The organism is Thermoanaerobacter brockii subsp. finnii Ako-1, from assembly GCF_000175295.2.
In the GTDB taxonomy this organism is placed as follows: Bacteria; Bacillota; Thermoanaerobacteria; order Thermoanaerobacterales; family Thermoanaerobacteraceae; genus Thermoanaerobacter; species Thermoanaerobacter pseudethanolicus.
This window is the reverse complement of record NC_014964.1, coordinates 802,186-825,997: the sequence shown is the minus strand read 5'-3', so window position 1 is coordinate 825,997 and position 23,812 is coordinate 802,186. Positions and strand designations below refer to the sequence as shown.

The 23,812-nt window shown below is 33.6% G+C and carries 21 protein-coding genes, 1 tRNA gene and 3 other annotated features; all 22 genes read right to left on the bottom strand.

The genetic code is table 11. The features are described 5' to 3' along the window. Positions 1-3 precede the first annotated feature (3 nt). On the bottom strand, positions 4-1,407 hold the full coding sequence (locus THEBR_RS04010) for an aminopeptidase (RefSeq protein WP_012269171.1): 1,404 nt from the start codon (positions 1,405-1,407) through the stop codon (positions 4-6). A gap of 98 nt (positions 1,408-1,505) precedes the next feature. Continuing rightward, positions 1,506-2,132 carry a response regulator gene (locus THEBR_RS04005; protein WP_012268762.1) on the bottom strand — a complete coding sequence of 209 codons (627 nt, stop codon included), beginning with the start codon at positions 2,130-2,132 and terminating at the stop codon, positions 1,506-1,508. Beyond that, positions 2,110-3,276, bottom strand: a complete 1,167-nt coding sequence (locus tag THEBR_RS04000; protein WP_013570796.1) for a sensor histidine kinase — start codon at positions 3,274-3,276, stop codon at positions 2,110-2,112. The genes THEBR_RS04005 and THEBR_RS04000 overlap by 23 nt, the downstream gene beginning before the upstream one ends. Positions 3,277-3,412: 136 nt before the next feature. Next, positions 3,413-3,488 (bottom strand) — tRNA-Ala (locus THEBR_RS03995). 49 nt (positions 3,489-3,537) lie between these two features. After that, on the bottom strand, positions 3,538-4,233 hold the full coding sequence (gene yunB, locus THEBR_RS03990; protein WP_003867250.1) for a sporulation protein YunB: 696 nt from the start codon (positions 4,231-4,233) through the stop codon (positions 3,538-3,540). Positions 4,234-4,277: 44 nt separating this feature from the next. Beyond that, the gene (locus tag THEBR_RS03985; RefSeq protein ID WP_009052573.1) at positions 4,278-4,712 is read right to left on the bottom strand and encodes a 2-thiouracil desulfurase family protein; all 435 of its coding nucleotides are present in this window, start codon (positions 4,710-4,712) and stop codon (positions 4,278-4,280) included. 11 nt (positions 4,713-4,723) lie between these two features. After that, the gene (locus THEBR_RS03980; RefSeq protein WP_009052574.1) at positions 4,724-7,099 is read right to left on the bottom strand and encodes an endonuclease MutS2; all 2,376 of its coding nucleotides are present in this window, start codon (positions 7,097-7,099) and stop codon (positions 4,724-4,726) included. Beyond that, a complete protein-coding gene (locus THEBR_RS03975) occupies positions 7,099-9,450 on the bottom strand; it encodes a U32 family peptidase (RefSeq protein ID WP_012269170.1) in 2,352 nt (783 codons plus the stop codon). Before THEBR_RS03975 ends, THEBR_RS03980 begins: the two co-directional genes overlap by 1 nt. Positions 9,451-9,460: 10 nt before the next feature. Beyond that, on the bottom strand, positions 9,461-9,835 hold the full coding sequence (locus THEBR_RS03970) for a cell division protein ZapA (RefSeq protein ID WP_012269169.1): 375 nt from the start codon (positions 9,833-9,835) through the stop codon (positions 9,461-9,463). Positions 9,836-9,940: 105 nt separating this feature from the next. Further along, positions 9,941-12,325, bottom strand: coding sequence for a phenylalanine--tRNA ligase subunit beta (pheT, locus tag THEBR_RS03965; protein WP_012269168.1), 2,385 nt, complete (start codon positions 12,323-12,325; stop codon positions 9,941-9,943). Between the two features lie 12 nt (positions 12,326-12,337). Next, a complete protein-coding gene (pheS, locus tag THEBR_RS03960) occupies positions 12,338-13,357 on the bottom strand; it encodes a phenylalanine--tRNA ligase subunit alpha (protein ID WP_004401887.1) in 1,020 nt (339 codons plus the stop codon). Between the two features lie 52 nt (positions 13,358-13,409). After that, positions 13,410-13,625: a binding site (T-box leader), on the bottom strand. Between the two features lie 26 nt (positions 13,626-13,651). Next, on the bottom strand, positions 13,652-14,416 hold the full coding sequence (locus THEBR_RS03955) for a TrmH family RNA methyltransferase (protein ID WP_003867241.1): 765 nt from the start codon (positions 14,414-14,416) through the stop codon (positions 13,652-13,654). A 53-nt stretch (positions 14,417-14,469) separates the two neighbouring features. Then, on the bottom strand, positions 14,470-14,829 hold the full coding sequence (gene rplT / locus THEBR_RS03950; protein WP_003871005.1) for a 50S ribosomal protein L20: 360 nt from the start codon (positions 14,827-14,829) through the stop codon (positions 14,470-14,472). A gap of 20 nt (positions 14,830-14,849) precedes the next feature. Continuing rightward, entirely contained in the window at positions 14,850-15,047 is a 198-nt protein-coding gene (gene rpmI / locus THEBR_RS03945) for a 50S ribosomal protein L35 (RefSeq protein ID WP_004401892.1), read from the bottom strand. Positions 15,048-15,074: 27 nt separating this feature from the next. Then, on the bottom strand, positions 15,075-15,626 hold the full coding sequence (gene infC, locus THEBR_RS03940) for a translation initiation factor IF-3 (protein ID WP_004401900.1): 552 nt from the start codon (positions 15,624-15,626) through the stop codon (positions 15,075-15,077). Then, positions 15,607-15,729: a sequence feature (ribosomal protein L20 leader region), on the bottom strand. It overlaps the preceding gene by 20 nt. A 93-nt stretch (positions 15,730-15,822) precedes the next feature. Then, positions 15,823-16,875: a chorismate synthase gene (locus THEBR_RS03935; RefSeq protein WP_012269167.1), complete on the bottom strand. Its 1,053-nt coding sequence runs from the start codon at positions 16,873-16,875 to the stop codon at positions 15,823-15,825. 11 nt (positions 16,876-16,886) lie between these two features. Next, on the bottom strand, positions 16,887-18,131 hold the full coding sequence (locus tag THEBR_RS03930) for an MFS transporter (protein WP_012269166.1): 1,245 nt from the start codon (positions 18,129-18,131) through the stop codon (positions 16,887-16,889). Between the two features lie 102 nt (positions 18,132-18,233). Continuing rightward, a complete protein-coding gene (gene thrS / locus THEBR_RS03925) occupies positions 18,234-20,138 on the bottom strand; it encodes a threonine--tRNA ligase (protein ID WP_012269165.1) in 1,905 nt (634 codons plus the stop codon). Between the two features lie 53 nt (positions 20,139-20,191). Further along, positions 20,192-20,383: a binding site (T-box leader), on the bottom strand. A 52-nt stretch (positions 20,384-20,435) separates the two neighbouring features. Further along, a complete protein-coding gene (locus THEBR_RS03920) occupies positions 20,436-21,035 on the bottom strand; it encodes a DUF445 domain-containing protein (protein ID WP_012269164.1) in 600 nt (199 codons plus the stop codon). An 82-nt stretch (positions 21,036-21,117) separates the two neighbouring features. Next, on the bottom strand, positions 21,118-21,996 hold the full coding sequence (gene ytxC, locus THEBR_RS03915) for a putative sporulation protein YtxC (protein ID WP_012269163.1): 879 nt from the start codon (positions 21,994-21,996) through the stop codon (positions 21,118-21,120). Between the two features lie 55 nt (positions 21,997-22,051). Further along, positions 22,052-22,786: a DUF6873 family GME fold protein gene (locus tag THEBR_RS03910; protein WP_003867232.1), complete on the bottom strand. Its 735-nt coding sequence runs from the start codon at positions 22,784-22,786 to the stop codon at positions 22,052-22,054. A gap of 58 nt (positions 22,787-22,844) precedes the next feature. Then, complete coding sequence (locus THEBR_RS03905; protein ID WP_003867231.1) at positions 22,845-23,777, bottom strand: GGDEF domain-containing response regulator; 933 nt, start codon at positions 23,775-23,777, stop codon at positions 22,845-22,847. Positions 23,778-23,812 lie beyond the last annotated feature (35 nt).

The window sequence follows — 23,812 nt, the reverse complement described above, 5'->3', positions numbered from 1 at the left end:
GATTTAATCTTTTTCCATAAACACTTTATAAGCTTTATAAGCCATATACACATCCACTTTAGAAGACAGTTCATAAGGAGCATGCATGCTTAAAAGAGCAACACCGCAGTCTAAAACCTCCATGCCGTAATTCGCTGCAAACTGTGCTACTGTGCCGCCGCCTCCCATGTCAACTTTGCCCAGCTCACCTGTCTGCCATACTACTCCATTTTCATTGAAGAGTTTTCTCACTTTGCCGACAAACTCAGCATTTGCATCATTTGACCCTGCTTTTCCTCTTGAACCAGTGTATTTAGTAATGCATACGCCTTTTCCTAAATAAGCAGTGTTTTGCTTTTCACTGACTTCTGGATAAGTAGGATCAAATGCAGCATTTACATCAGCAGATAGCAGTTCAGAATTAGCTAAAACCCTTCTCAATTTGATATCTGTATTTCCTTCGTATTTTTCTAATATTTCTGCAATAGCATTTTCGAAAAATCTTGATTGAAAACCAGTATTGCCCATACTTCCAATTTCTTCTTTATCAGCGAATATCGCAACAGCCGTCCTCTCTGGCACCTCAAGCTCAAGAATAGCTCTTAAAGAAGTATAAGCGCAAACCCTGTCATCTTGACCATAAGCCCCAATCATACTTCTATCAAAACCTATATCGCGAGGCTTATAGGCAGGCACTAATTCTAACTCAGCACTTAAAAAGTCTTCTTCCACTATGCCAAATTTTTCATTTAAATATTTCAAAATATTGGGTTTCACGCTGACTTCCTCAGAAAGAGGAATGCTTCCAATTACAGCATTTAATGCTTCTCCTGTAACCACTTCTGCTGCTTTTTTCTCCATCTGGTCTTTACCTAAGTGAGGCAATAAATCTGTTATATAAAGGACAGGGTCATTTTCATCTTCTCCCACTACAATGTTTATCTTCTCACCGTTTGCTTTGACAATTACTCCATGGAGAGCCAAAGGAGTTGTCACCCACTGGTATTTTTTAACACCGCCATAGTAATGGGTTTTAAATAAAGCCAAGCCGCCATCTTCATACATTGGATTAGGCTTTAGGTCAATTCTCGGAGAATCAATATGGGATGCTACCGCCTTTATCCCCTTTTGCATTGACTCTTTACCAATTACAGCTAAAACTACTGATTTCCCTTTGTTGTTGTAATACACTTTGCTGCCCGGCTTTAAATTTGTAACTTTTTCAATATTGATAAAGCCATTCTTTTCTGCTATTTCTATAATTTTCTCTGCCGTTTCTCTTTCCGTCTTACATTGTGCCATAAAGTCTTTGTAGTCTTCTGCAAACTGATAAACTTTTTCTTTTTCTTCATCAGAAATTTTTGTCCATGCATCTACGTTTTTGTAACCCAAACGCTTTTCAATTTCCTTTAAATCTTTATCTTCCAATGAAATTACCCCCCGTGGTTTTTTGTATGAATGACACTGTGTATCAACAATATGATACGCTTTTTTTGTATAAAAGTCAAATTTAACCTTAAAAATAATTAGTTCTGTAAAATCGTCTCATTTTTAAGCATATAAATAGCAGCTTGAGTTCTGTCCTTCACATCTAATTTTTTAAAAATATTGTAAACATGGTTCTTGACAGTTTTCTCGCTTAAAAATAGTTTTTGTGCAATTTCTTTATTGCTATACCCTTTAGAAATAAGTTTGAGAATTTCTATTTCCCTTGGTGTTAGGTCTTTTTTCAAGGTTTCCTGATCTATGTTATCTATTTCTTCCATTAAAGAAGGATGAATATAAACTCCTCCATTGTAAATAGTCTTTATTGCTTTTATTAAATCGTCATATTCCGCATCCTTTAATATGTACCCTTCTACTCCTAATTTAAGCGCTTCCAAAAGATACTCCCTATCATTGTAAATAGTTAAAAACAACACTTTACTTGGATGTTTTTCTTCTTTTAACATTTTTGCTGCCTTTATACCATTCATCACAGGCATATTCACATCCATAAGTATTAAATCAGGCATAAATTTCTTTGCAAGTTTATAAGCCTCTTCCCCATTCGAAGCCTGAGAGATAACTTTTATATCTTTTTCCATTTCAATAAGCTGGACTAACCCTTTTCTTATCAAAGCATGGTCATCAGCCACCAACAATCTGATCATCCTCAACACCCCTTACAGGTATAGAAATATAAATTTGAGTACCATTATTTTTAAAACTGCTTATTTCAAATTTACCGTTTAAAATTTCTATTCTTTCCCTCATGCCCATCAGACCATATCCTTGCCCAATATTTTCTTTATCAAATCCAATGCCATCGTCTTTGATAATTATGCTGATAAATCGCATGCCAAACTCAAATTTAACAGAGGCATTTTTTGCCTTGGAATGTTTTTTTATATTTGTAAGAGCCTCTTGTACTACTCTAAAACAAGTTATTTCAATCTCGGGACTAAGTCTCTTGTAATCCGACAAAACACTAAAATCTACAAATATGCCTGTCTCCTCCGAAAAATTTTTTATATACCTGGATAGTGCTGGAATAAGACCTAAATCATCAAGAGCAGAAGGTCTTAAGTCATATATTATTTTCCTTACTTCTTTTAGAGATTGTTGTACAATATTTTTTAGATTTTTAAGTTCTATTTTCGCCTGTTCAATATCTTTGGTTATCAATTTTTCACAAAGTTCAGATTTCAATAACACGTTTGCCATCGCTTGCGCAGGGCCATCGTGAATCTCCCTTGCAATTCTTTTTCGTTCCTCTTCCTGTGCTTCAATAATTTTTACACTCAAAGCTCGTTTGTCTTTCAATTGCTCTAATTGAGTATTCATTTTTTTTAAATCCCTATTTAAATAATTGAGAGCTACATTAATTTGAGAAACAAGCTTTTCAGCTTTTTCTATAATAGCCTTATTGTCTACAAGTTTCCTCTCCAGTTCGTTTCTTTTTTCTATTAATTCTTTTTCCTCCCGCCTTTTTAACGCTAACTCTATTTGAGCCTCTTTTGCCTCTTCATAAGCTTCTCTTATAGCTTGTTCAGATAGGTGCCCAAATTGTTTACTTACAAATGCGAGTTTTAGCCTGCACTTTTTTTCTTTCCTTTCACACAGCTCTACTTCTTTTATGACATTTATAACTTGGATTTTCAGTTCTTCTAATTGCGCTTCTAATCTTCTCGCCTCTTCTTTTGCTTTTTCTAAAATATCAAAAATTTGTTCTTTACTGCTTTCAATTACTTCTATTGTTTTTTCTACAATATTATCCAATCGTTTTTTATAAGTGACTTCTACATTGGCATTCATTTAATTCACCTCTTTGAGCACCATCTTTTTAATAATTCGACAAAAAACAAAAAAATCCTGCATTTTAAAGAAAAAATTGCTAAGTTATAAGAAAGCAAAAAAAAAATACCCTTCTCGGGTAATCTTTATCTTTAATTGGTGGAGATGAGGAGATTCGAACTCCTGACCCCCTGCTTGCAAGGCAGGTGCTCTCCCAACTGAGCTACACCCCCACTCATCACACGTTTTTTATTATATCACATTATCAAAAAAATTCAATAGTTATTTTTGTATTTCTATATTTGAATTTGGAGATTGAGGCACAGGAATTGTAAATTTATCTCCATTTACATCCACATAGCTTGAAGGCACATCTCCAACTATTATACTTTCTGCAATAGGCATGTGAAGTGTAACAGTTATTTTTTCTGAGGCTAAAGGCGCAATTATTCGTATCGTAGTTTGAATATCTAAATATATCCTATGCCTTGTTTGATTTATTCCAGCTGGTTCAAACTGTGAGCTAAAATCAACATCTACCGCTCCAACTGGCAAAAGCCCTACTTTTATCCGGGGCCCTGTATTAGCGAATAAATCAGTAGAAAAAACTAAACCTAAAGGAATTTTAGCATAGAGAGGACCTAAATTATTTAAATTTTCTTTTACTTCTTTTGTAATCTTAGAAGCTAACAAGTTCATTTCAATAGTATTTGCCTGTAACATTGACACTTTTCCATTGTTATCTGTTCTTACATAAATTAAATCTTTATACTCTATTCCTTTTAATACTTTTTCATTTAATGCATCATTTATAGTATTTACAGCTGTTTCTTTTGCTAAAGTTTCACTTGCTGCTATAATAGCCGGTTTTAATCGATATTCTGTAAAATAGTATAAAATCACAAATAAAACAGCTATGTAAATCAAATATATGTAAAACGAATTAACCCGCCTCAGTCCCCATTTTTTCCTTTTCAAGCAAAACACCTCCCCTACATTTTATGTTAGATGAGGTGTTTTGGTTACTCCTTTTTTATTTTTTTATAAAAATCATGTTCTGTCATAACAGATATCCCGTTTCCCTTTAAAATACTTGTGGTAATTCCATCTCCCTCTATCAAATTTCCCGAAAAAGTGCCATCGTAAATTTCTCCACAGCCGCAAGAGGGGCTTTTAGCCTTAAAAATTGCCTCCTTTATTTTATACATTTTAGCAATTTTTAAAGTCTCATAGGCTCCTCTATAGAAATATTCTGTAACCTCTTCTCCTTCAATGTTAAAAACCTTATCACCTTTTATCTCAGAAGGTAGACGCGGAGTTGGAAGTCCACCTAATTGCTCAGGGCAAACTAAAATAGCCTTTCCTTCTTCTACTAATTTTTTTATTTCTTCTTTTTCATTGTTTCCTTCATCGTATTTACAGTTAACTCCGGCAAGACAAGCACTTACCAAATACATTTTACCATCCCCTATTTATTGGCTAATTCTACTATTGTAACACCGTCTCCTCCTTCACCGTATTTACCTAATCTAAAAGATTTAACATGCTTATTGCTTCTTAAAAATTGTGATATCCCTGTCCTTAACACCCCTGTACCACGTCCGTGAATAATTGTCACCTCCTTAAGTCCAGCTAAATAAGCATCGTCTATATATTTTTCCACCTCTAATAAAGCATCGTCAAGGTTTTTACCTCTTACATCTATGGAAGTGCTTATAGATTGAGACTTTTCGTGTACAAATTTGCTGTAGCCTTTTTTTACTTCCTCCTCTTCTTTCTCCTCTGCTACCCTCAAATTACTTATATGAACTGTCATCTTTAAAATTCCTGCCTGCACTTCTACATTTCCCGATTTGTCAGGAAGAGAAAGTACAATCCCATTTTGGTCCAAAGGTACTATATAGACTGTCTGTCCCTCTTTTAAATTATCAGGGATTCTGCTGTAGTGAGCCTCTTTAGGCTTTAAAACTTCTTCTTCTAATTCTTCTAAATTTTTCTTTAATTCTTCTCTTACTTCTTGTATTATCCTGTCTTTATTTTGTGTGCTTTCTTCTGCCTCTCTTATCTTTTTGATTATTTCTTCAGCAGTAAATTTCGCTTCTTGTATTATTTTCCTCGCCTTTTCTTTCGCCTCTTTTAATATTTTATCCCTTTCACTTTGCAATTTTTTCTTTTCTTTTTCTAATTCCTCTTTTAAAATTTCCACATCTTTCTTTAAAAAAGCTATTTCGTGATTTGCCTTTTCCAATTCCCTTCGTTTACTTTCGACGTCTGCAATTATGTCTTCAAATTTTAAAGCTTCTCCTGAAATATACTTTCTCGCATTTTCTATTATTTGCTGAGGAAGTCCCAATCTTTTAGATATTTCAAAGGCATTGCTTTTGCCAGGAAGGCTTATTATAAGTTTATAAGTAGGCTTTAAAGTTTCAACATCAAATTCCACACTGGCATTTTCTACTCCTGGAATTTTTAAGGCATACTGCTTTAGCTCACTATAATGAGTAGTGGCTATTGTCTTCGCACCAATCTTATGCAAGGTATCGAGAATACTCATAGCCAAAGCAGCACCTTCTATAGGATCTGTACCTGCCCCTAATTCATCTAACAAAACAAGGCAATTTTTGTTTACTTTTTGGAGTATACTTACAATATTCGTCATATGAGAAGAAAAAGTGCTTAAGCTTTGTTCAATACTCTGCTCATCTCCTATATCCACAAAAACTTCCTCAAATATTGAAACCTGTGACTTTTCTTCCGCAGGAATATTAAGCCCCGCCATTGCCATTAAAGTTAAAAGTCCCACTGTTTTTAAAGTTACAGTTTTCCCACCGGTATTAGGACCAGTAATGACTAAAGTATTAAATTGCTTTCCTATATGTATATCTATAGGAACAACTACTTCCTGATTTATGAGAGGATGCCTTGCTTTTTTTAAATTAATATATCCCATTGTGTTTAGCTCTGGCCTTACAGCTTTTAGCTTTAAAGAATATTTAGCCTTAGCAAATATAAAATCTAATTCTGAAACTATTTCAATGTCATTAAATAAAATTTGTGAATACTTTTTGACCTCTTGAGAAAGTTCAAAAAGTATTCTCTGTATCTCCTGCTTCTCTTTTAATTCCACTTGTCTCAATTCGTTGTTTAAGTCAACCACTTGCATAGGTTCAATAAAAAGAGTAGCACCACTGGAGGATTGGTCGTGGACGATACCTTTAAAAGTGCTGCGATATTCTTGTTTTACAGGTACAACGTATCTTCCCTGTCTTACAGTTATAATAGGCTCTTGCAATTCTTTTTGACGTGTAGAAATTATTGAATTCAATGTCGCCCTTATTTTTTCATTTATGCTCAATTTCTGCCTTCTTAAAGCTTTAAGCATTGGAGAAGCATCATCTGCTATTTCATCTTCTGAAATTATTATATTTTCAATCCTTTTTTCCAAATTTTTTATCGGTAAGACTTTTTTATCATATTCTTTTAACCTTACAAATCTATCACTTTCTTGAAGATTTTTAAAATAGCCTTTTATTTGGCTTACCAAGTTAAGAAATTTCTTTATCTTTAAAAGCTCTTGGTTATAAAGCACGGAATCTATTTGTGCTTTTTTTATATAATCCCTTATGTCCTCAAAAGCAAAAGAAATACCTCCATAGGAGGAAATAAAGCTAATTGCCTCATTCAGTAAATCTAATTCCCTCTCTATTTCCTCTATGTCTTTTTTTATGACAATATCTAAAGCTTTTTGTTTGCCTAAATCCGAATCACAATAGCCAACAATAAACTCCACTATCTTGTCAAATTCAAGACTTTTTATTGCTCTACTATTAATTCCCCTCACCATCACAAAACTCCTCTGTAAAAATGTCCTTTTGTATATTTTCCTTCTAAAATTTCAATTTCATTCCCTTTTAAAGCTTCAATATGCATTTTTAAAACTTTCTCTATTTCTTCATCTTCTTCTATTGTATCATGTATCCTCAAAAAAGAAAGTCCAGCTTGTTTAAGCTCCTTTATGCTTAACATTAAAAGCACATCTGCGTTTAAAATCTGCATCCTGCAAAAACCATTGCTTTTAAGAGGCATTAATTTGCCTTTTCTGTCTTTTAGAAAATAATAACCTTTTTCACACCTTTCTCTGTCACAGCCTACTAAATTCCTTATTGGACAATATTCCATTGTCATAAGAGGCAGTCTACCGTATATTAAAGCTTCAAATTTTACATCACTTCTTTTGGCAATATCTTTAATCTGCTCCAGCGTAAGTTCATAAGATAAAGTCACAGCGTAAGGTTTAACGTAATCTACAGCTAAATTGTTGAAAATATTTAAAGGATAATCTATAAATATCTCAAAGTCATAATTTTTTGCAATATGATAAAGCCCTAAATTTGAAACCAAAATTTTGTTTATCCCCATATCTTGTAAAAATTCTAATTGAGGCTTTATTCTTTTTATCTCTTCCCTCAATATAGAAGGAAAAGCAGGTATAACCGTTGTCTTTGAATCTTTTGTCAGTTCTAAACCTTTTTTTAAAAGTTTTATATCAAGCTTGTAATTGAAATAGACGTATTCTATACCCAATTGGCTGGCTATCTTCAAGTGCTCAACTTTATCAGTATAAAAAGTTAAACTCACTTTTTCCTTTTTCTCTTTAAAAGGAAGTAGACTAAAAAAGGTGTGTTTTTCTTCTCTTCTGTAATACTCTAACTTTTTCTTTTCTAACATTTCTATTGCTTTTCTTCGCGCCTCTTTTATTCCCTTTACAGACATGTAAAGGCCTTTTTCAACTACTACTTCTATTTCTTCTACGTAGAAGGCTGTGTCATTTATTTGAGTAAGTTTATCCTTCAAAAAATCTTCCTCAATAGAAACTTTTTCTGCTATCTGACTTATTTCATCACTATAAACTTCTACTGTATGAATTCCTTCTTGTATCTTTATATACAAAGGTTTGTCCTTTTTTAACTCCGCATAAATTTTTATAGGAATCTTTTTAGAAAGTAAGTTTTTCAGCTTGTCATTTAACAATACATCATAAGTTTTATTTAATATTTCTCCTTCTTTTACATAAAACTTAAGAGGTAGTTCTATTATGTCTCCTTCATAAGCTCTATCTACCTTCTTCCCATTTTTAAATATTATTTCAACTTTTTGTCCTTTTTCTCCTTTTTCATTAGAAATTCCATCACCTTTTGCAATATCCCTTAAAAGCCTCAGTCTTGAAGTTTTTGAAGTTACACTTATCACTTCTGCAGCAGCAACTCCCGTGTTTTTAGGGGAAATATAACTCATTTTAGAGGGTTTAACTCCAAAAAGATAGCCAGTAGAAAATCCTCTATTAAAAATTCGAGACATCTCTTCTATAGCTTTACCTGAATCAAAAGCTTTGCTCTCATAAAAACTGTCAATAGCTTCTCTGTAGGCTTTTACAACCGAAGCGACGTACTCGGCATTTTTCATCCTACCTTCTATTTTAAAAGAAGTGATTCCCGCCTCAATGAGTTTTGGTATATGTTCTATAGTACATAAATCCGCCATACTCAAAAGGTGTAAATCCTTTTCTAAAACTTTTCCCTCTTTATCTACAAGAGAATACTTTAAACGGCAGGGTTGTGCACATCTTCCCCTGTTTCCGCTTCTTCCTCCTAGTATACTACTCATAAAGCACTGTCCGGAATAACTGACGCAGAGAGCTCCATGAACAAAAACTTCTATTTCAATGTTAGAATTTTGAACTATATCCTTTATTTCCTTTAATGTGAGCTCTCTTGATAAAATAACCCGTGAAACTCCCTTTTGAGCTAATTCTTGTACTCCTTCTAAATTATGAACTGTCATTTGAGTACTGGCATGAACTTTTAAATCAGGATAATTTTCTCGTAAAAACTTTAATACTCCCATATCCTGCACTATAACTGCATCAACACCTATAGAATACAAAAAATCTAAATAGTTCACCAGCTTTTCAAATTCTTCATTCGCTACAAGGGTATTTACAGTAACGTATACCTTGACATCTCTTAAATGGCAGAATTCTACAGCAGATTTTAAATCATTATAGTCAAAATTGGTTGCATAAGCTCTTGCACCAAAATTTTTTCCTCCTAGATACACTGCATCGCATCCTGCATTAACTGCACTCGTTAAAGCCTCATAATCTCCTGCTGGAGCTAATAATTCAACTTTTTTCATCCAATCACCTTTACTTTTCTTCATCAAAAGTTTCTATAAACTGCCGAAACTCTTCCTCTGTCTCTAAAAGCTGTTGTTTAGTTTTAGTAAGCTCCTCCTCTAATTGTTTTATATAGCGATTTTTTTCTTCTAATTCTGCTTTTAAAGAAAGCAATTCCTTTTTGATAGCATTATTTTCTTCTTTTGCAATAAAAAGTTCATCTGCAATATTTAAAGACGACAAAAGTAGTAGTTGCATTTGTGATAACTTTACGTAGTTTTGGAGCAATTCTTTAATTACATTGTCTACATAATTGGCAAGTTTTATTACATGCTCTTCAGGATAATCAGATTTTAAAATATATTCATTCCCATTGATAATCACGGTAACTTTATTTAACTCCACAAAAACATCCCCTTAATCTTTTGTTATTTTATTTACTTCTACATTAAAGTGCAATTTCCTTCTTAATTAAGATAAAAGATAAAAAAGGCTGTAAAATTGCCTTTTTTATCTTAATTTGGCTCCTAATTTTTTGTCAAGAGCCTCTACAATGTTGTTGTGAATTACATTTACCTCTTCATCTGTCAAAGTCCTTTCATAAGACCTATACCAGATAGAGAAAGCAACGCTTTTTTTGCCTTCAGGGATGTTAGGACCTTTATAGACGTCAAACAATTCGACTTTATCTATAAGTTTTCCTCCTGTTTCAAGTATAACTTTTTCCACATCTTTTACAAAAATATCTCTATCTACCAAAACTGCTATATCCCTTTCTACAGCTGGATACTTGGGAAGAGGCATGTACCTCTTTTCTACATTAGCATATTGTATTACTTTATCTAAGTTTATTTCTCCACCGTAGACTCTAACAGGTATGTCGTAATTTTCTAAAACATCAGGGTGTATCTCTCCAAATATACCTAATGTTTCGTCACCTAGGAGAATTTTTGCAGACCTTCCTGGATGATAGGAAGGATCTTCTGCCCTTACATATTCTACTCCTTTTATACCCATTACTTCAAAAAGTGCTTCTATTACTCCTTTTAATGAGTAAAAATCCACATCTTTCCCGTACATTCCTATTGCAATAGTCTTTATTTCCTGTGGTAATTCTTTTAAGGGTAATTCTTTTGGCATAAAGACTTTAGATATTTCAAAAACTTTGAAATCTTGTACTTTTCTACTATAGTTGGTATAAGCTACATTCAATATAAAAGGCAGTAGAGTAGTTCTCATAAGGCTTTGGTCTTCTCCCAAAGGATTTATAATTTTAACTGCTTTCCTCAATGGACTGTCTAAAGGCACATTGATTTTATCTAAGTCTTTGCTTCCCATAAAAGATATCGTAACTATTTCATTCAATCCGCAAACCAACAGCACTTCTTTTATTTTTTCCTCTAATTCCTGTTCTTTTGTCATTGCCCCCAATGTCGTTTGAGCGTTTTTCATTAAGCTATCTTGTATGTTGTTGTATCCAAATAACCTCGCTATTTCTTCTGCAATGTCTGCCTCCATTGTCACATCTCTGCGAAAATGCGGAACTGTTATCTCAAGGTCATCGCCTTTTTGTAGAACTTTAAACTCTAAAGACTCCAATATTTCAATCATTTGAGATGTCGGAAGCTCTGTGCCTAAAAATCTATTAATCCTGTGAGGATTTACAGTTAAAACTGTTTTTTCAATTGGCTTTGGATACTCGTCCACAAGCCCTTTTAAAACTGTACCACCACAGTATTTTTCCATAAGCTGTGCTGCTCTTTCACAAGCTAAAACTGTAATCTCTGGGTCTAAACCTTTTTCAAATCTTGAAGAAGCTTCACTTCTTAAACCCAATTTCTTAGAAGTATGCCTTATATTGCTTCCTTTAAAATTAGCACTTTCTATTAAAATATTTACAGTAGTGTCAGTTATCTCCGTATTTTCTCCTCCCATTACACCTGCCAAACCTATAGCTTCCTTCTCATCAGCAATAACCAACATTGAGCTGTCTAAAGTTCTCTCTTTTCCATCCAATGTAACTAATTTTTCTCCTTCTTTTGCCCTTCTCACAATTATATGCTTGTTTTCAACTTTGTCCAAATCAAAAGCGTGTAAGGGCTGACCTAATTCTAACATCACATAGTTTGTAACATCCACCACGTTATTTATAGGTCTTATTCCCGCTTTCAAAAGACGCATCTGCATCCACATAGGAGAAGGACCTATCTTCACATTCTTAACGACCCTTGCCACATATCTAAAGCATAAATCCGTAGCCTCAATAGTCACTTTTGCAGGATTTTGTTTTTCGCTTTCATTAACTTCTACCACTGGCATTTTAAATTTTTTCTTAAAAGTCGCAGCTACCTCTCTCGCTATTCCTACCATTGACAAACAATCAGGTCTGTTGGGCGTTATCTCAAATTCCAATACATCGTCTTTTAGCTGAAGAGCTTCATTTATATCCATTCCTAATGGAAAAGGTGGTAATATAAAAATTCCGTTTCTTTGATATTCTGGCAGCAGGCTTTCATCAAGTCCTAGCTCTTCAGCAGAACACATCATGCCATTGGATTCTATTCCTCTTAATTTGCCTCTTTTTATCTTAACTCCTCCAGGAAGAGTTGCGCCATGAAGTGCTACTGGTATGTAATCCCCCACTTTAATATTTTGTGCTCCGGTTACAATTTGTAGTTTTTCAGTGCCTACATCTACAATACCAACTAACAATTTATCAGCATTAGGGTGCTTTTCTAATGAAATAATTTTCCCTACCACCACATTTGAAATTTCTTTCCCATAACTTGTTATAGTCTCTACCTTTGACCCTGACATAGTAAGGCCTTCAGCAATAGCTTTCGCATCTTCATCTATGTCAACAAACTCTTTCAACCACGAAAGTGACACTAACATACGACCACCCCTTTAAAACTGTTGTATAAACCTTAAATCATTTTCAAAAAGAAGTCTCAAATCTTCTATTCCGTATTTCAGCATTGTAATCCTATCTATCCCCAATCCAAAAGCAAATCCACTGTATTTTTCAGGATCAATACCAGACATTCTCAAAACATTAGGATGTACCATGCCTGCACCTAAAATTTCAATCCAACCAGTATAACCGCAAACTCTACAACCTTTTCCACCACAAGCAAAACAGCTCACGTCCATTTCTGCACTGGGTTCTGTAAAGGGAAAATAATGAGGTCTAAATTTGGTTTGAGTGTCTTCCCCAAAAAATTTCTTCGCAAATATATTTAAAACTCCTTTTAAATCTCCCATTGTTATTCCTTCATCTACTACAAGCCCTTCCATCTGATGAAATACTGGAGAGTGAGTTGCATCTATCTCATCAGACCTATAAACCCTTCCAGGAGATATAACCCTTATTGGAGGCTTATTTTTCTCCATAGTCCTTACTTGTACCGGGGATGTTTGAGTCCTCAAAAGTATATCAGAAGTCACATAAAAGGTATCCTGTAAGTCTCTCGCTGGATGGTCCTCTGGAGTATTTAATGCCTCAAAGTTGTAATAAGTAAACTCTATTTCTGGCCCTTCTGCAATAGAAAAGCCTAATCCTAAAAATATCTTTTTAATTTCATCCAATACTTGTGTCATGGGATGTTTGTGACCGTACTCATAAGGTTTACCCGGCATAGTTATGTCTATGTACTCACTTTTTATCCTCTTTTCTTTTTCTAATTGGGCAATTTTATTTTTTGTTTCTGTGAGTAAACCCTCAATTTTCTCTCTAACTTCATTGGCAATTTGACCAATTACAGGTCTTTCTTCAGGCTTTAAACTTCCCATTCCCCTTAAAATTTGCGTCAATTCGCCTTTTTTACCTAAGTATTTAACTCTTAAGTTTTCAATTTGCTGTAAACTATCAGCTGACAGAATTTCTTTTTGTGCATCTTCATAAAGCTTGCGCAACAATTCTTCCATCTTTAAACCAACCCCTCTTTTGGTGTATTAGTTAAAATAAAAAATCCTCCGTCAATAGGACGAAGAATCCGCGGTACCACCTAAATTAGCATTTTATAAAAAATGCTCACTCATTTGGATAACGGTATGACCGGCAATGCCTACTATTAGTTCAGCACGCTGCTCCGGAGGGAACTTTCCATTATCTACTTAACGATAACACTCTCAGTCTACGGTGTTATCTCCCTGTGATTTTCGATAATGTACTTTACTCCTTCATAGCATTTTGAAATATTTTTTTAAGATTATACCATCCTAATTATTTTTTATCAACCTCTGCCTTTGAGATTCGTATAAAAATATACTAGCAGCGATTGAAACATTTAAAGACTCTGCCTCCCCTGTCATAGGTATTTTCACAAAGTCATCTACCAAGTCTACAACGCTGACACCTTTCGCTTCATTCCCCAAAACAAAAGCTACTTTATCCGAAATATTGCATTCATGAACTAATTTTTGGGCTTTTAAGTAAGTTGCAAAAACTTTTATTCCCCTTTGCTTAAGTTTTAACAAAATTTGTGAAGTAGCAGCTATGACAGGAATGTGAAAAATAGAACCCATAGAGGCTCTTAAAACCTTTGGATTAAAAACATCCACACAGTTATTTATAGTAAAAATAGCACTAACTCCAAATGCATCAGCCGTACGTATTATAGTACCTAAATTTCCTGGGTCTTGAATATTGTCTGCTATAACATATACACCCTTTTCTTTTATATAAGTATTTTCTACATATTTTGGTATTTTTATAATCGCCATGACCATTTGTGGAGTTACTGTATCACTTATTTTCTTAAAGATTCTTTCAGTAGTATGTACAATTTCAAAATCCCCTTTGGGAATATCTATTTTAACCCCTTCCCCCATAACTATGTACTCTATTTCAAAGTCACTTTTTAAAGCCTCCAATACATTTGTAGTACCCTCTACAAAAAACATCCCTTCTTCATATCGGCCCTTTTTGTCTTTTAGCTTTTTTATTTTTTTTATAAGGTCATTGTTTTCACTCGTAATTAACATTTCAACCACTCTTTTACAAAATTAGTTAAAGCAAAAGGCCATACAAACTGGCCTTATGCGTTTAACTGCTGCTTAGCTATATTTACTAATTCTGCAAAGGCTTTTTCGTCGTTTATCGCCATTTCTGAAAGCATCTTCCTGTTAATTTCTATTCCAGCCTTTTTAAGCCCATTTATAAACCTGCTGTAGGAAATTCCGTGGGCTCTTGCAGCAGCATTTATTCTTGTTATCCAAAGCTTTCTAAAATCTCTCTTTCTTAATTTTCTGCCAATATAAGCATACATTAAAGATTTCATTACTGCTTGATTGGCAACTCTAAAAAGCTTGCTCTTAGCTCCAAAATAACCTTTTGCAAGCTTCAATATTTTCTTGCGTCTTCTCCTCGTCACTTTCCCAAATTTTACTCTAGCCATTTTAAAAACCTCCTAATCTATTATGAATAAGGTAATAAGCGTTTGATATTTTTAGCATCCGCACCTACCAAATAAGTAGCTTTTCTCAATCTTCTTTTTCTTTTTGCATTTTTATGTGTCAAAAGGTGACTTTTATAAGCTCTCGACCTTTTAACTTTTCCTGACTTTAACACTTTAAACCTTTTTGCTGCTCCTCTATGTGTTTTCATTTTAGGCATAAATATATCCTCCTTCTGTAATTTTTGCTAACTTTTTGGTGTTAATACCATCATTAAATTTCGCCCCTCAATATTAGGAGCTTTTTCTATAACGCCATACTCACTGAGCTCATTTGCAAACCTTTTTAAAAGGTCTTCTGCCAGCGAAGTGTGAGCTGCTTCCCTTCCTCTAAATCTTATAGTAACTTTTACTTTATTACCTTCTTTTAAAAACTTAATAGCACTTTTTAACTTTACACCAAAGTCATGGTCTTCAATAGTCGGGGACATCCTTATTTCTTTTACATTTATAATCTTTTGCTTTTTCTTTGCCTCTTTTTCTCTTTTACTAAGTTCATACCTATACTTACCAAAATCCATCAATTTGCACACGGGCGGATTGGCTTGAGGGGCAATCTTAACCAAATCAAGATGTCGCTCTTGAGCAATTTTATAAGCTTCCTTTGCCGACATTATACCTATTTGCTTACCGTCTTGGTCAATCAGCCTTACCTCTTTGTCCCTTATTTCCTCATTGACCTGCAGCTCTTTGTTAATAAATACGCACCTCCTAAAAATTATGAAAAAATAAAAGCGGATATAGAAATACCCGCTTCTTTACAATAAAACAAAGATAAATACTTTTGAAGAAACCTTTGCACCTTCGGTGAAAGGTGAGAAGCGGGCGCTTCTACTTATTCGCTTTTTTAGTTTATCATTATTTTATTTTTTTGTCAATATTTATTTTAGATTGCCTTTGCTAATCTTTTAGTCAAATAACCTCCATTTTGGAGATTTAAAAATTTTTTACATATACTAAATATGCATCATAATTTTTCTTTAGTTCCTCAATTGAATCACCGCCAAATTTTTTAAGGCATTCATCAGCAATCACCCAAGCACAAACTGCTTCTAAAACACAGGCAGCAGCTTCAACAGCAGTCACATCTGAACGCTCATAAGCAGCTTTTACTTCCTCTTTAGTATTTATGTCAATAGAAGTAAGGGGTTTTAAAAGAGTAGGAATTGGCTTCATAGCAGCTTTTATAACTATAGGACTTCCATTTGAAATTCCACCTTCAATTCCTCCTGCATTGTTGGTCTTCCTATAAAATCCTCTTTCTTCGTCATAATATATTTCATCGTGGACTAAAGAGCCAGGTTTTCTTGCTGCTTCAAAGCCCAAGCCTATTTCTACAGCCTTAATCGCCTGCACACTCATGACATGATAGGCTAAAAGCGCATCTAATTTTCTGTCCCATTGCACATGACTTCCTAATCCAACAGGCACACCCTCTATTACTATCTCTATTATACCTCCTAAGGTATCTCCTTTTGATTTAGCTTCATCAATTGTCCTTCTCCACTTTTCTTCTGCCTTTACACCACCTATTTCCAAAACCTTGCTTTTCACATATATATCTAACTCTTTGAGGAGTAATTTCGCTACACTTCCCACCGCCACTCTTGCAGCCGTCTCTCTCGCACTTGAACGTTCCAAAATATTTCTCAAATCTCTCTGATTGTACTTTATTGCTCCTGCAAGGTCCGCATGACCCGGTCTAGGCCTTGTCACTTCAGGCGTCTTTTTATTCTTCCAGTTTTCATAATCCTTATTTATAATCTCTAAAGTTAAAGGTGAGCCAATAGTTTTACCGTTTCTTATACCACTTAATACATGAACTTTATCTTCCTCAATTGCCATTCTTCCTCCTCTTCCATACCCCCCTTGCCTTCTTTTAAGTTCTTTATTTATAAACTCTTCATCTATCAAAAGATTTGAAGGAAGACCTTCAATAACAGCAATTAATGCTTCTCCATGGGATTCACCAGCAGTAATATATCTCATATCTTACCTCCTCACTGCTTTGCTTCAATTTCTTTAATCTCATCTTCATAATTAGCTACTAAAAAGTACAAAATACTCACTACTATTCTTGCAATACCTGTTAAAATCATAAAAGCTACATAACCCATTTGTGTATAAAGCCACATTCCAAACATAGGAGCAATAAAAGCGGAAATTTGAGTAATTAATGTAAACACGGCGATGTAATTCATTTTTTCTGAAGTAGGAGGTAAAAGCTCTAACAGCCAATTTAAGAGCAACATGTTATAACCTCCTACAGCTATACCCCCTAAAAAATCAAAAATAGCGCCAACATAAAGGTTTTTAGCTGTAGCCCACATGAGGGGAATAAATCCTAGAAGCAATGCACTTAATGCAACAGCAAATCCGTTTCCCCTTTTGTTGGACAGGTCAGCCCATTTATAAAAAGCTAAAATAGACCCAATAGAGGAAACAATAGTAAATATACTCATCCATGCATTGTTAGCATGCAAAAAATTTACCTTATATATGGTAAAGATGGGCCAAGCCATCATCCATGCAAAATAATATATAAAAGAAGTTACATTAAAATATATAAATTTCTTAGACTCAAACATGTTTCTAAAAGCTTCATAAAAACTTCCGGGCTTGGCTTCATCCAAATCTCTTTTTACTACATGAAACCTTGAAAAATAATAAGATTCTATTAATCCGAAAATAAATGCAACAGTAAATATTACTTGATAATTAATAGGGAAAACTATTTTATCAAGCAACCATCCTGTTACCAAAACTGTAATTGTTGCCACAATTGTCGTCCAAAAATTTCTGTCAGCGAAAACTTTACTTCTATATTCTGGAGGAATTAATTCACTCATAAAAGACTGCCAACACATACCAACTGCCATAGAAGGTAAATTCATTACTCCTACTAATATGACTACAATCCACGGTTGGAACTCCTTATCAAAAAAGGGAGCAAGAGCAAGTAAAAAATAAAAAGCTCGTGCAATATAAAGAACAATATAAGCAAATTTATGAACATTCTTTAAGCTATTAATCAAGTAGGTCACAGGAATTACTCCAATTACCACCATAAGGGCGGGAAGAGAATTTAAAAGAGATACCTGAAAATCGTCGGCTCCTAATTTTATGGCATATATTCCAATAAAAGGGTTAACCATATTAAAGCCTATAGCCCATGCAAGACCATTTATCATATTCATTTTTATGTTGTATTTCAAATGCTTGTAAACCTCTAAGTTCTTTTTCATACCTCTCCCTCAAAATTGATATTTTAATTTTAGATTATCACGTTTTTTAAATTCTTTCAATAAACAATAAATCAAAATGCCCCTTAAAGGAGCATTTTGATTTTATAAAGCTTTTGTAGCGATTTCTTTAAGAATTTTTTCTATAAACTCACTTAAGGAAATAGCACCTAGATCCCCTTCTTTTCTTGACCTTAAAGATACTGTCCCTTGTTCTACTTCTTTATCCCCTACAATCAGCATATAGGGAATCTTTTGAAGTTGTGCCTCTCGTATTTTGTATCCTACTTTTTCATTTCTGTCGTCCAATTCAGCTCTTATGTCATTTTCCAACAGACGCCCATATACATTTTGGGCATAAGCATAGTGTTTATCAGATATAGGCAAAACTCTAACTTGTACTGGCGCCAGCCAAGTTGGGAAAGCCCCCGCAAAATGTTCAGTAAGAATTCCAATAAATCTTTCTATACTTCCGTAAATTACCCTGTGTAACATTATAGGTCTGTGTTTTTCTCCATCTGGGCCTATATACTCCAGTTCAAACCTTTCAGGCATCTGGAAATCTAATTGGATAGTTCCACATTGCCATGTACGACCTATGCTGTCTTTTAAATGAAAATCTATTTTGGGTCCGTAAAATGCACCATCCCCCTCATTAACTTTATATGGTAAATTCACGCGGTTTAAAGCAGAAATCAAAGCATTTGTGGCCAATTCCCAGTCTTCATCAGACCCCATAGAATTTTCAGGACGTGTAGACAATTCAACAAAATACTCAAAGCCAAAGATTTTATAGAAATAATCCACTAAATTTATAACCCCTAAAATTTCGTCTTCTACCTGCTCAGGAGTCATAAACAAGTGAGCATCATCCTGAGTAAAACTTCTTACTCTCATAAGCCCATGCAAAACTCCTGAAAGTTCATGTCTATGCACTAAACCCAATTCACAAAGTCTTAAGGGTAAATCCCTGTAACTATGCATTGTAGATTTGTAAACAAGCATTGCTCCAGGACAATTCATGGGTTTTATCGCGTAAGTTTCACCGTCTATTTCAGTAAAATACATATTTTCTTTGTAATGGTCCCAGTGTCCAGATCTACGCCACAATTCCTCATTTAAAATTATAGGTGTTTTTATTTCCTGATAACCGTGCTTCATATGTTCCTTACGCCAAAAATCTTCTAAAATGTTTCTTATAATCATTCCTTTAGGATGGAAAAATGGAAAGCCTGGTCCTTCAGGGTGGATACTAAACAAATCCAGCTCTTTCCCTAATTTTCTATGGTCTCTCTTTTTTGCTTCTTCTAACATATGTAAATATTCATCTAACATGCTTTTTTTAGGAAAGCTTATTCCATATATTCTTTGAAGCATTTTATTTTTTTCGTCGCCTTTCCAGTAGGCACCAGCAACTGATAACAATTTAATAGTCTTTACCATACCTGTTGACATAAGGTGAGGTCCTGCGCAAAGGTCAGTAAATTCTCCTTGTTTGTAAAAAGAAATTTCCTCCCCTTCTGGTATCTCTTTAATTAGCTCCACTTTATAAGGTTCACCTTTTCCCTCCATTAATTTTATAGCTTTATCCTTTGGAAGAACAAATCTTTCCAACTTATAATCCTCTTTTATAATTTTATTCATTTCCTGCTCTATAGCCTCAAAGTCTTCCGTTGTAAAAGGCCTATCTGTGTCGAAATCATAGTAAAAACCATTGTCTATGGCTGGACCAATTGCCAATTTCACATCTTTAAAAAGCCTTTTTACAGCTTGTGCTAAAATATGGGAAGAAGTGTGCCAATAAATTTTTTTTCCTTCTTCATCATCAAAAGTCAAAATTTCTAATTTTCCGTCCTCTTCAATTTTTGTATTAAGTTCCACTACTTTGCCATTAAACTTTCCACCGACGGCTTCTTTTGCTAATCTTTCACTTATACTTTTAGCTATTTCATAAACTGTCATACCCTTTTCAAATTCTCTTTGTGTGCCATCCTTTAATATTATAATCATTCAATTACCTCCTTTGTAAAATTTTTCTCTTAAATAAAAAACCTCTTACCCCGTAAAGAGGCAGAGGTTATCTGCGGTTCCACTCTTTTTTATACTCTGGTATTATATCGGAATAACCGTTCGGACTCATCATCCGCAGCTCCGGGGTGGTCTTCGATATTCAGAACATTTGAATGATCTCAGCCTATGTCATTCAATCTCTGTGATGTTCTTTAAATATCTACTTTCCCCCTCATTGCTTTAATATTTAATTTTTTAATCATTATATCTTCCTCTCGGACATTTGTCAATAATAACTTATAAAAATTGTATCACAATTGCTTGCAATACTCCTATTAGAAACCCTAAAACTCCCCCCATAATCTCTATCATATAAAGTTCACTGTGAGCAATTTTTATCACCACATCCTCCAATTTTTCTAATTTGAAGCTTTTTATTTTTTCCTCTACAATTTCTGATATTTTAAGTTTTGTTGAAATAATCTCTACCACTTCATTAGAAGGAGAATTTAAAAATACTTCTACTTCTCTATTTATAATATCACCAATGTAGTTTGATATCATCTCTTTTATAGCCTTGGGAAGAAAAGAAGGAAGTTTATTTTCTGTAACTTCTTTAACTTTTAAGTCCAAATTCGATAATAGAAACTTGCGATTTTCTTCTGTTAAAAGCCTGTCCCATAAATCATTAAAAGATAACAATTCCCTTTCCACAATTTCACCTATTGATTTAGCAATTTCATATTTTCTTTTAGGGATAAGTCCTTGTAACGTAATACCGAAAATTTTTACAGGTTTCAAAGGCTTAAATAACATTTTAACGGCGACAAAATTCGTAAGCCATCCAATAGCTGCTCCTACAAAAGCTAAAAATAGCATCCTTGTTAAAAATTGCATTCCACCACCTCTAAATTTTAAAAAATCACAAATATAATAATATCAGATTTTGACGAATTTTAAAACCCAGCCTTAAGCTGGGCTATTTTTCACATTTAATCTTTGAACACAATTCACAGCCATAGCAAATTTCTACTTTGTCATTAAAAACTTTTTTAACCGTCTCTAGAATTTCATTATCTCTCATATTGTTAATAGAATGAAAAAATATTTTTTTAGGAGCAATGGTTATAAGCGTGCTTATCAAAGCATCTTCATCACTTATAACACCATCTTTTAATTCAGCAACTATTTCATTAATAAAATCATTAGATATTGGTTTGTCATTTTCATCATAAAGTTTAAATTTGCCATTTTTATCGACAATGATATTCAATATTTCAACTTTTGAATCCTGTAATTCGACGAAGTATTTAAGTAAACCTATAAACTCATTGTACTCTTTTTTCATTAAAAATTCATCAACAGCCTTATCTGTTACTTCGCTAAGTTCACCAATAAAATCCCTCAGTCTAAAGTTCACAAACCCTTCTAAGTCTATATAATCACTCTCTTTTAAAAAATCTCTTACCAATACAAAAATTTGCTCTTTTTTTGCTAATTTAAATGTCTCTTTATTCACATCATCTTCTAAAATATTGTAAGCGATTTTTTCTATTTCCTCCTTTTCATCTTCTGAAAAATAATGGTAATATTTATTGATTAATTTTTTTATTATCCGTTTGTCAATTTGGTTAACAATTATATCTGAAATAGCTTCCGCTATATAATTTCTTATTCTCGCAACATTGCTAAAGCCTTGTTTATCCTCCACTTTTAAGCTATAATAGGTAACTGAGCCACACACATTAGAATTTATCGCAATCTTTATACCATTTTCAGCTAAATTTTTTAAGCCATGTTTTAAATTTTCTGCATCTAGTTTTAAATCCTTTGAAACACCTATGGAAAATAGTTGCAATTTTCTCACTCCCTTCGTTAATAGTATATGTGTCTTTTTATCATTTTTATCTGTTTTAAATCAGTGGAATGATGGAACCAATGTCTTTTATTTGTTTAAAAGTAAGATAAACAATTTCAATTCCTTTTTTATTTAAAAATTCAATAATTTTTTCATAATTTTTATGTGAATTAAATACACCAGTTACTGCTAATTTTTTCTCTCCTATAAGCCCCATTGCACCGCCAATAAACCCGTATTCAAAACCCTTTAAAAAAACACCTCCGGGTTCTATCAAAAGCGCTTCAAAACCATTGCTAACTGCTACCTCAAATATTCCTTTGTCTGAAGTTATAAAGCTATTATCATCTATGATTGCCATATTACATTTTGTATAACCTTGCTTTACATTTAAAAACTTGACACCTTTTTTTTCTAAGGACTCTCTCAAAACAGGATCTGTGTACTTGAAATTGTGAAAAGCTGTGTTTCCCAATCTTGCTACATTATATGCGATATCATAAGGATAGTTACGTTTCAAAAAAGTTTGTCCTATTTTTACTTTTAAACCTATTAATTTCAATTTGCGTATAAACTCTGGTGTCACATTGGGAGCTACAATGATTTCTCTGTCTCCTAAGGGATGCAAAAGTATATCGGGATGAAAAGAAATAGCATCGTATAAATCTGCACATTTTTCAGTATATAAGACTTTTATCCCTAACTTAGACAAACTATCTCCAATTTCCCTCTCTCTTCCATCAATTACAACCCATTTAAAATTGCCATGGGGAACAAAGGGATTAGACATTTTTTCACCTCTTTTATACAAAGATAGGGCATACTGTTGTATGCCCTTAACCTTTTCTTTAACCTTTTCTTCTATCTTTTAAATAACAACTTCCATCCATTGTCTTTAATTTCTTTTTCAATTCAGCAGCTACTGCACTTATTTCCAAATCATTTTTAAAATCTCTAAATTCATTTGTGACAATAGCAATAGAAATTGACACCAGTGGAAACATCATCTTTTCGCCAGTCCTACCAATTGTCTCTATGTAACCCCGTTTTCTATCTTCATCGTCATATAAATACTTTATTTCCTCATCAAAGCGAGAAATTATATACTTACACATCTCTTCAGCTTTATCAGGAGTAGTAATTATCACAAAATCATCTCCACCTATGTGTCCCAAAAAATCTCTTTCATTTCCAATCAGATTTACAGCATCTGATAAAATTTTGGCTGTAAGTTTTATTACATTATCTCCTCTTAGAAAACCATAGTAATCATTATAAGACTTAAAATTGTCCAAATCAATATACAAAATGGCATAAGGCTTGTTTTCTTTAATTCGCCTTTTTATTTCTTCTTTAATGTCAATATTTCCTCTAAGACCAGTAAGAGGGTTGGCCATTCTGTTGTGTTCTATCCGCTGAAACAAATTATTGACTTTAAACAGAAGTTCTTTGTCATTAAAAGGTTTCACTAAATAATCATCTGCACCCAATTCCAACCCTTTAATTTTTTCTTCAAAATTGTCCTGTGAAGTCAAAAGTATTATAGGAAGCATCAAATTTTCTTCTTCTTTCCTCAAAATTCTTAAAAGGTCAAAGCCATTCATGCCTGGCATAACTATATCTAATATTACCATATCAGGTAGTTTATTCCTGTATATTTGTAAAGCCTCTTCTCCATCTTTAGCCTCTAGCACCCCATACCCAGCATTTTCTAAAATATCTTTCAAAATTTTCCTTGTAAGTTTGTTATCATCGACAATAAGAATGTTTCTCCCCTTCACAATGCTTCCTCCACAAAAAAACATTTAACAACCCC